This window comes from Microvirga sp. HBU67558 (assembly GCF_018069605.1).
GTDB classification, from domain to species: domain Bacteria; phylum Pseudomonadota; class Alphaproteobacteria; order Rhizobiales; family Beijerinckiaceae; genus Microvirga; species Microvirga terrae.
In genome coordinates, this window is the sequence record NZ_JAGPUP010000066.1 from 1 (window position 1) to 261 (window position 261).

Sequence of the window (261 nt, forward strand, 5' to 3'; positions counted from 1 at the left end):
CGAGGATGATCGCAGCGACGGGACGTCCCTCGCTCCCGGCATTCACGACCTCCGCAACGACATTGTGGTGCGCGAGATGGGCCTTCAAATCGGCGCAGGGCATCCCATCCGTCGGAGGATCGACGACCAGGACGACCGTGCGTGAGGCCTGCTCGATGAACTCCAGTCCCTCGCGCAGGGCGCGGGCCGACTCGCGGCTGCCGTTCCAGGCAACCAACACGGTCTCGAACGGTCCCTGCCGATGCTGACCTGGCGGCACGA

1 pseudogene is annotated in these 261 nt (G+C 67.0%); it reads right to left on the bottom strand.

The annotated features are described in order from the left end of the window. Positions 1–217, bottom strand: a pseudogene (locus KBI52_RS00255) (universal stress protein); the annotation flags it as partial. Positions 218–261: the final 44 nt, after the last annotated feature.